Below are 532 nucleotides of genomic sequence, written 5' to 3'. Positions count from 1 at the left end.
TGTACCATAACTAATTAGGGTTAAAATAACACCTTCTCCACCTCGCCATAGTGCGAGGGCAGTTCCTATGCTAGATAATGTTAAAATTATAGGCAAATAAAGTGCTGAAAAAATCGCTGCTCTTATGGAATGTGTTCTCATTTCACCAGTAATTTCTTTAAATTCGTTTAAATTTTCTTCTTCTCTATTTAATATTTTTGTTGTCTTTGCACCCATAATTCCTTCATTGAATACCCCAGTAATACGGGAGTTGAATTTACGTACCCTCCTATGACTACTTAGCATTTTTTTCTGAAAATATATACTAATAATAGCTAGAAATGGTATTACAGAGAGTGTAATTAAAGCCAACTTCGAATTTAAGTAAATCATAACAATCATAATAGCTACCATTTTTGCAAATCCCCATACTAAATCAACTAGTCCCCAAGAAATAGTTTCACCAAGTCTTAATACGTCCGATGTCATTCTTGCCATCAGCCATCCAACTGCTTTATTATCATAATAGGAAAAGGAAAGTTCTTGCAGTCTC

Annotated in this window: 1 protein-coding gene; it reads right to left on the bottom strand. The window is 33.6% G+C overall.

All coding sequences use genetic code 11. The features are described 5' to 3' along the window. On the bottom strand, positions 1-532 hold a 532-nt coding region (locus KQI11_RS13060; RefSeq protein ID WP_286172797.1), incomplete at both ends, for an ABC transporter transmembrane domain-containing protein.

It is taken from the genome of Acetanaerobacterium sp. MSJ-12 (genome assembly GCF_018917875.1).
Taxonomy (GTDB): Bacteria; Bacillota; Clostridia; order Oscillospirales; family Ruminococcaceae; genus Bittarella; species Bittarella massiliensis.
The sequence above is the reverse complement of the archived record's forward strand: the minus strand, read 5'-3'. Positions and strand labels throughout refer to the sequence as shown.